Source organism: uncultured Campylobacter sp. (genome assembly GCF_938018145.1).
Classification (GTDB): Bacteria; Campylobacterota; Campylobacteria; order Campylobacterales; family Campylobacteraceae; genus Campylobacter_A.
Map to the genome: position 1 here is coordinate 1 of NZ_CALIII010000415.1, position 7,384 is coordinate 7,384.

5 protein-coding genes and 1 pseudogene are annotated in these 7,384 nt (G+C 43.7%); 1 reads left to right on the forward strand and 5 read right to left on the reverse strand.

What is annotated here, in order from left to right:
* From Q0338_RS09535 to rpsB, 5 genes and pseudogenes are all read right to left on the reverse strand, one after another.
* Nucleotides 1-817, reverse strand: a pseudogene (locus Q0338_RS09535) (saccharopine dehydrogenase); the annotation flags it as partial.
* A gap of 64 nt (nt 818-881) precedes the next feature.
* Nucleotides 882-1,643 (reverse strand): flagellar biosynthetic protein FliR, encoded by a 762-nt coding sequence (gene fliR, locus Q0338_RS09540; RefSeq protein ID WP_002950075.1) that lies wholly within the window; start codon nt 1,641-1,643, stop codon nt 882-884.
* A gap of 421 nt (nt 1,644-2,064) precedes the next feature.
* Nucleotides 2,065-2,721 (reverse strand): ABC transporter ATP-binding protein, encoded by a 657-nt coding sequence (locus tag Q0338_RS09545; RefSeq protein WP_298086540.1) that lies wholly within the window; start codon nt 2,719-2,721, stop codon nt 2,065-2,067.
* A gap of 6 nt (nt 2,722-2,727) precedes the next feature.
* Nucleotides 2,728-3,792 carry a translation elongation factor Ts gene (tsf, locus tag Q0338_RS09550; RefSeq protein ID WP_298086541.1) on the reverse strand — a complete coding sequence of 355 codons (1,065 nt, stop codon included), beginning with the start codon at nt 3,790-3,792 and terminating at the stop codon, nt 2,728-2,730.
* Nucleotides 3,792-4,592 carry a 30S ribosomal protein S2 gene (gene rpsB / locus Q0338_RS09555; protein ID WP_002950079.1) on the reverse strand — a complete coding sequence of 267 codons (801 nt, stop codon included), beginning with the start codon at nt 4,590-4,592 and terminating at the stop codon, nt 3,792-3,794. Before rpsB ends, tsf begins: the two co-directional genes overlap by 1 nt.
* A 542-nt stretch (nt 4,593-5,134) precedes the next feature.
* Between rpsB and Q0338_RS09560 the strand changes: the two genes are divergently transcribed.
* Nucleotides 5,135-7,384, forward strand: a 2,250-nt coding sequence (locus Q0338_RS09560; protein WP_298086542.1) for a DUF4214 domain-containing protein, incomplete at its 3' end; no start/stop codon positions are given.

The following is a 7,384-nucleotide window of genomic DNA, read 5'->3' on the forward strand; positions in this document are numbered from 1 at the left end:
CAGTTTCTTCTATTGCAAATTTATCGTCATCTTTCGCTTGTTCAAGGCTTTGCACGGCTTCAGGCTCGTCCGCGCTATCCATATCAACAAATTTGGCCATATCAGGCTCGTCCGCCGTTTCAAATTTGATATCCATAAGCTCATCCGGCGCATCTATCTCCGCAGAAAGATCGTCAAATTTATCGTCTTTTGCGGCTATTTCAAACTCGTCAAACTCCGTCGCCTCATCGTCCGTGCCGTCCAAATCCAGCTCTTCGTCTCCGAGTTTCTCGCTTAGCTCGTCCATATCGTCGATAGCTTTTACGATCTCGTTTAACTCGTCAAAGGCGCTATCTTTGCCGGACGCCGCTTGCGAAATATCGTCAAGCTCGTCGTCTAGCCTAAGCTCGCCTGGATCCAGCTCCATGATCTCGTCTTCAAAGACGTCTTCGGCCGGATCGTCTATAAACTCAAACCCCTTGACCGAGACCTCGCTGGTTTCATCGCTTGTCGCAGTAGGCTGCTCGGCGCTCTTTGTCTTGCTCGCTAGATCCTCCACGATAGTGATAAATTCCGTCGGCAAAAACGGCTTTGGCAGTATCCTGTCGGCATTTTCAAAGGTCGGAGAATTTTTAGAGGAAAGGTATAAAATTTTATTTGCGAATTCTTTTAGGTTCATCTCTTTTGCGTCGATATCGCTGTCGATGATAAGCACGTCAAAAACGCCGCTAAGCTCGCTGGCATCGCCGATCTCGACGTATTCGTAACCCATTTTGCTAAGAGCCAGCGTCGCCAAACGCGATACCGCGGGATTGGCGTTTACAAGAACGATTTTCACGAATTCTCCTTTTTATACCTAAAAAACGTATTTTAAAACATTTTCCATTACTTCAAGCTTAGTTTTAGAAAAATAGCGACGGAAGATCGTTGATAACGCGAAGCACGAGCTGCCTAAAAAGCTCCATCATGCCCGCTAGTATCGCGATCAGCACGGCAAAGCCGATCGTGATCTTGATCGGATAGCCCACGACTAGCAGGTTAAACTGCGGCATCGTCTTCATCAACATACCAAAAATCAGATCCGAAAGCAGCGAGAGCGCCAAAATCGGGAAGGAAATGATAAATCCAAAAGTAAATAAATTTATCATGGACTTTGAGGCGTACTGCACTATATCGGGACTCGGGTAAAAGCCGCCCAGCGGCACGTGCGTAAGCGAATTTGAGATAAAAAGCAAGATCAAATGATGCCCGTCGAAGGCCAAAAAAGTCATGAGTGCGAGAAAATTTATGATATTTGAGATTACGGGCGAGCTAAGGCCGGTCTGCGGGTCAAGTACCGAAGCCATCGAAAAGCCCATGATCATCGATATCTGCTCGCCAGCTAACTGCAAACTGGCAAAAACGATGTGAAGCAGCAGTCCTGCGCAAACTCCCAGCGCCGCCTCGCTAACGATCTCTACGGCCAGATAGTAAATCTCGCCGTTTTTAATGCTAGCAAGCGGAAATAAAAATAGCGTTAGCAGAAACGAAAACGCGGTCTTGACGCTCATAGGTATCTGCTCGTGCCCGTAAAACGGGAAAAATAGCATCAGCCCGCCGATACGCGCAAACAGTAGCATAAAGGTGATGACGCGCTCGGGCGCAAAAAACTCGACTAGCTCCACCTGACTCTTTCGTTTTAAATTTAAATGCCGTTATTTTAGGGTTAAATCCTTGAAAATTCGGTAAATTTGAAAGACAGATGAAAATGTGCGGAAATTTAGGCGTGATCAAGGGCTACAAAATACCGCTTTGTCTGCCAAATTTTATTCGTGCCGTTGTTGCTTTTTAAATTTAAGAGGTTTAAATTTGGCGGTCGCTTTTAGCTTTTGTTTTGGGTTAAATTTTAGCTTGTCGTGCGGTAAATTTAAAAAATCGCTACGCTTTATAAAATACGGCTACGAGACTAAATTTGATCATAAATTTTGTTCGTTCAGAAGTAGTCGCTTTAGGCGGTTTGCGATAAATTTAAACTCAAAAAATAGCTTGCAAATTTGAGCTTAAATTTTAAGCCATAAATTTGGCAAATCGTTGCTGTAAAAATATTTAAATGGCTTCTGGATAAATTAAAGAGAATTTTTTATCTTCGAGGCGGTAAACCTCGTCGCATCTTTGCGCAAGTTCGTTGTCGTGAGTAACCAAAACCAGTGCCGCATCGTTTGCTTTTATGTAGTTAAACAGCGTTTGCATCACTTCGTTTGCGGTTTGTTTGTCTAGATTTCCCGTCGGCTCGTCGGCAAATATCACGCGCGGCTTTTTGCAAAGTACTCTAGCAATCGAGACGCGCTGCTGCTGGCCGCCGCTTAGCTCGCCTACTTTTTGATTCATTACGCCGTCTATTTTTAAATTTGCCAAAATTTCATTGTCGATTTTCTGAGCGGACAAAACAGAGGCTAGCTCAATATTTTCGTGCGCGCTAAAGCCTTTAAAAAGATAGTGCGCCTGAAAAATGATACCGAAATCAAATCTGCGGATCCGCAAAAGCTCGTTTGCCGATAGGTCGTAAAGCGATTTGCCCCCATAGATAACTTCGCCGTTTTTGGGTCGTAAAAGAGTGGAAAGTATATGAAGTATAGTTGATTTGCCGCAGCCGCTAACGCCCGTTATAGCGCAGCTGCCGCCGGCATTGACGCTTAAATTTACATCCTCAAAGAGCGTATAATCATACGCAAAGCCTAGATTTACGCCCTTTAAGATTTCCATTAAATTTTAGCCTATTTGCGCCGCAACCTCGGCCGCAAAGTCCTCGTTTTTCTTCTCTAGGCCTTCGCCAAGTTCGAAGCGAACGTATTTTACCACCTCGATCTTGCCGCCTAGCTCTTTGCCTTTTTCTTCAACGACTTGCTCGATAGTTTTTTTATCGTCCATTACGTAAAACTGTCCAAGTAGCGTAAGGCGCTGATCTAAAACGGTGTTGTCGGCATAAAATCTCTCGATCTTGCCAGGGATGATCTTATCCCAAATTTTCTCAGGTTTGCCTTCAGCCTTTAGCTCTTCTTCGATCGCTTTTGTAGCTTTAGCAAGCTCGGCATCGCCTATTTGGCAGCGGCTAGCATACTCAGGGATGTGATGAAGCGGCTTGCCTAGGCGTTTTAGCTCTTCGTTATCTTTTTCAAGCTCGGCGCGAAGTGCGATAAATTCCTTCTCGACAAACTCTTTGTCAAGGTCTTTGTAGCTTATAACGCTTGGCTTCATAGCAGCTGCGTGCATGCACAAATTTCTTGCAAATTCAGCCGCTTTGTTTGCGATTTCTGCACTTTCGCAAGCTAGACCGATAAGCACGCCTACGCGGCCGTTTGAGTGCACATAGCCGTTTACTACGCCTTTATCGTCCGCTTTTATAGTCTCAAAGCGGCGAACGACCAAATTTTCGCCGATAGTAGCGATCTGGCTTTTGAAATAATCCTCAAATTTAACGCCGTTGATAACGCTTGCGTTTAGGCTCTCGACGTCTTTTATCAAATTTGTTTGGATGTGCGCCGTAGCGTCTTTGGTCAAATTTTGAAACTGAGCGTTTTTAGCGACGAAGTCGGTCTCAGAGTTTATCTCGCTGATGGTCGCGGTTTTGCAGTGATCGCAAACAACAACGCTCACAAGACCCTCGCTAGCTAGGCGGTCAGCCTTTTTAGCGGCCTGACCTAGACCTTTTTCGCGCAATATATCAACGGCTTTTTCCATATCGCCGTTAGCCTCGGCTAGCGCCTTTTTGCAGTCCATCATTCCGGCTCCGGTTGATTCGCGGAGCTCTTTTACCATTTGTGCGCTGATTTCCATTACTCTTCGTCCTCGCTGAAGTCCTCGGAGAAGTCTTCGTTAACAGCCTCGTTTACGACTGCGTCTTTTTCGGCTTGGCTTACGGCCTCTTTGCCTTCTTCTTGCTCGCCGCCGTCTTTTTCAAGCTGAGAGCGTCCCTCGATGATAGCCTCAGCCATCTCTTGGCAGAAAAGCTGAACCGAGCGGATCGCGTCGTCGTTGCCAGGGATTGGGAAGTCGATAACGTCAGGATCGCAGTTTGTATCGATCGGAGCTACGACAGGGATTTTTAGGCGGTTAGCCTCTTGAACGGCGATTTTTTCTTTTACCGTGTCGATGACGAAAATCATATCAGGCACGGTTTTTAGGTTTCTGATACCGCCTAGAGACGCTAGAAGCTTCTCTTTTTTGCGGCGAAGCATTAGAGCTTCTTTTTTAGTTAGTAAATTTATAGAGCCGTCTTCTTCCATAGCCTCGATTACTTCGAGCTTGCGGATAGATTGGCGGATAGTGCCGAAGTTCGTCATCATGCCGCCTAGCCAGCGGTGATTTACGTACGGCATGCCGCATTTTTCAGCATACTCTTTTAGAGTTGCGCCGGCTTGCTTTTTAGTACCTACGAAAAGTATAGTCTTACCCTCTGCAGCCGCGTCGCGAACGACGTTATAAGTGTAGCGGAAGTAGCGGATAGTTTTTTGTAGATCTATGATATAGATACCTTTTCTCTCGCCGAAAATGAATTTTTTCATCTTCGGATTCCATCTGCGCGTTTGGTGTCCGAAATGAACGCCGCACTCTAGCAAATCTCTCATTGTTACCATGAGTTTTCTCCTTGTGGGTTTCCCCGAAATTTAGGTTTCTCCTCCACACCCATTAACATTTGCTTTTGACAAACGCAACCAAATTTTAGGACTGGTGTGTGTGAATTGAAGCTTGGATTATATTTAAAAATAGCTAAATTAAAGCTAAATTTAATATAACCATAAGGAACGTTTTAAAGATTAAGTATAAAAAATCAAAAATCAATTTTTTATATACTTTTAATCAAATATAACTATTTTTTTCGCTATAATCCCCCAACTTTTTAAATCGATTTTAAGTTTATAGCATCTAGTTAAATTTATAAATATCATTAAAATTAAGATTTGCGATTTAAACGCTAAAGCCTAAAGATAAGTGTATCTTTTGCTGCGTTTAGATTTGTGCGATCATAATTTCGGTGCAGTAAATTTTATCCTAAAACTAGACCCGATTAGGCGTCGCAATCTACCCGCGAATTAAACCTAGTCGGGCTTATTTTTTAAACTCGTAAATCGTATTTAAAACGTTAAACCTATAACCGTAACTAAACAAGGAGTCCTCAATGGCAGTAACACAAGCGCAAGTAGCACAGCTTTACGTAGCGTTATTTAACCGCGCACCAGAAGGCGCCGGCTTTAACGCATGGGTAAACGCGGGAGCCACTAAAACCGTAGCGCAAATGGCTAACGAGATGTTAGCTTCTCCGGCTACCGGCCCATACTTTGAAAGCTTAGGTATAGATATAGTCTCTGATAGAGGCTATGTAGAAAATATCTATAAAAATATCCTGGGCAAAGACTATTCTCAAGATCCAGACGGTATTAACGCCTGGGTAAAACACCTTCAACTAGGTAACTCTAGAGGAGATACTTTAGTAAAACTATTCGAGGTTGCTACTTCTACCGAGGCTAGAGCCGCAGATCCCGTAGCCGCTCAGACGTTCATAAATAAAACGGCTATATCAGAATACGCAGCCCAAAAGATCGCAGATATTCCTACCGATGAGAACGGAGCGTATGACTTTAGCTTATTTCAAAGAATAATAGCTCAAACCAATAATACCAACCTAGACGAGCAAAAAGCGGCTATAGACGCTCTAGTAGCCCCTACCGTACATAACCTATCTGCAGGAGCCAACGACGTAAGCGGAAGCGAAAAAGCAGACGTATTTAACGGAGCGGTATCTGCTACCGTAGGACAAACTACGTTTAAAGCTACCGATAAGCTAGACGGCAAGGGCGGAAACGATACTTTAAACCTAGATCTATACACAAACTTCCACGGAATGACCAATGCCGTAGGAGAGGTTAAAAATATCGAAAATCTAAATTTAACCAACCATACTAACGGTATGCTAACTTTTAATACCAGAAATATCCACAATATGGAGTCTATTACTATAGACGGCTCTACTAACCAACAAGGCGTTAATATAATAAACCCTGAAAACAAAGTAAAGCTAAATCTAAAAAATATAAAGCTAGGCGCCAACTCTTTAAATCTATACTATAACACCGACGTTCTAGCTAGCGGTAACGATGACCAGGAAGTGACCGTCGACGGAGTAGATACCGGAACCGGCAAGATAAACATAACTACCGTAAACAACGATAAGGTAGAAGCCGTAACCGTAAAAGCCGTAGGTCAAGCCAGCAAACTAAACAAATTCGTCTCAGACCACCTAACGGGTTCTAACGACGGCTCTATAAAGACTATAACGGTAAAAGGAAGCGCAGACCTAACCATAACCGGTACTAGCTCTTTACAAACCTTTGATGCTTCCGGATATACGGGAAATAAGCTAGTAGCGAATTTAAGCGCAAATAACGTAGTGCAAAGCATAAAAGGTAGCGGACAAGACGACGTGTTTAATATAACCGGAACCCCTGGAACTATTATACCTATCGACGGCGGAGCGGGTAGAGACGTAGTTAATATGCTAAATACCATAAGCGGAAACAAACACGTAGAGATGAGCGGAGTGGAGGAATTAAATATCAACCCGACTAACTATCCAGGCGCCCATACTCAGCTTGATTTTAGCAGAGCCCAGGATATAGATACTCTAGGTATAGGCGGAGCGGCCGTAACTCCAAATAAAAACGTAACCGTCCTAAACTCCAATATAAAAACCGTAAACATAAATTCCGAAGGCGAAACTATAGTAGGCCTAAGCGATGCCTCGCTAGAAAACTATAATATTAAAAAAGGAACTACCACTACGCTTAAAACCGGAGGGGCTCAAAAGCTAAACGTAAACGTAGATACGCAAACTTCCCAGTACTTCGGACTAGAAGGCGGTGTAGGACTAAAAGAGGTAAATTTAACTATAAACAAATCCGCAGCTCCTTTTAGCAGCGCAATAGGGAATCACTATAACAACACGACGTTTGAGACGCTAAACATCGTAAATAAAACCGCTAACGCTTTTGAAAACCACAGAGTAGTAACAAAACTTGCGGACGGAAGCACGGTTACCAATACTACGTTAAAAACCCTAAACGTAGAAACTAAAGGCGACTATGAGCTAAAATATAACGTAGGCGGCCTAAGCAGCATAAATTTAAAAGGTACGGGCGAAGCCACTAAAGCTCAAATAGTCACGCAGCCAGGTCAAAGCCTAGGTATGCCTACAGACGGTAGATACCCTCTTCAAGGCACCCAGGATATAAATTTAACCGCAGAAGGTCTAAAAACCCTAGAAGTAGCTGCTATTTCGGGAGGTAAAATAATCACGACTAGAAACGTAAGCCTAACATCTACTACGGATAAAGAGGATGCTACGGTAACCTACGGACAAATAGGCGATAGC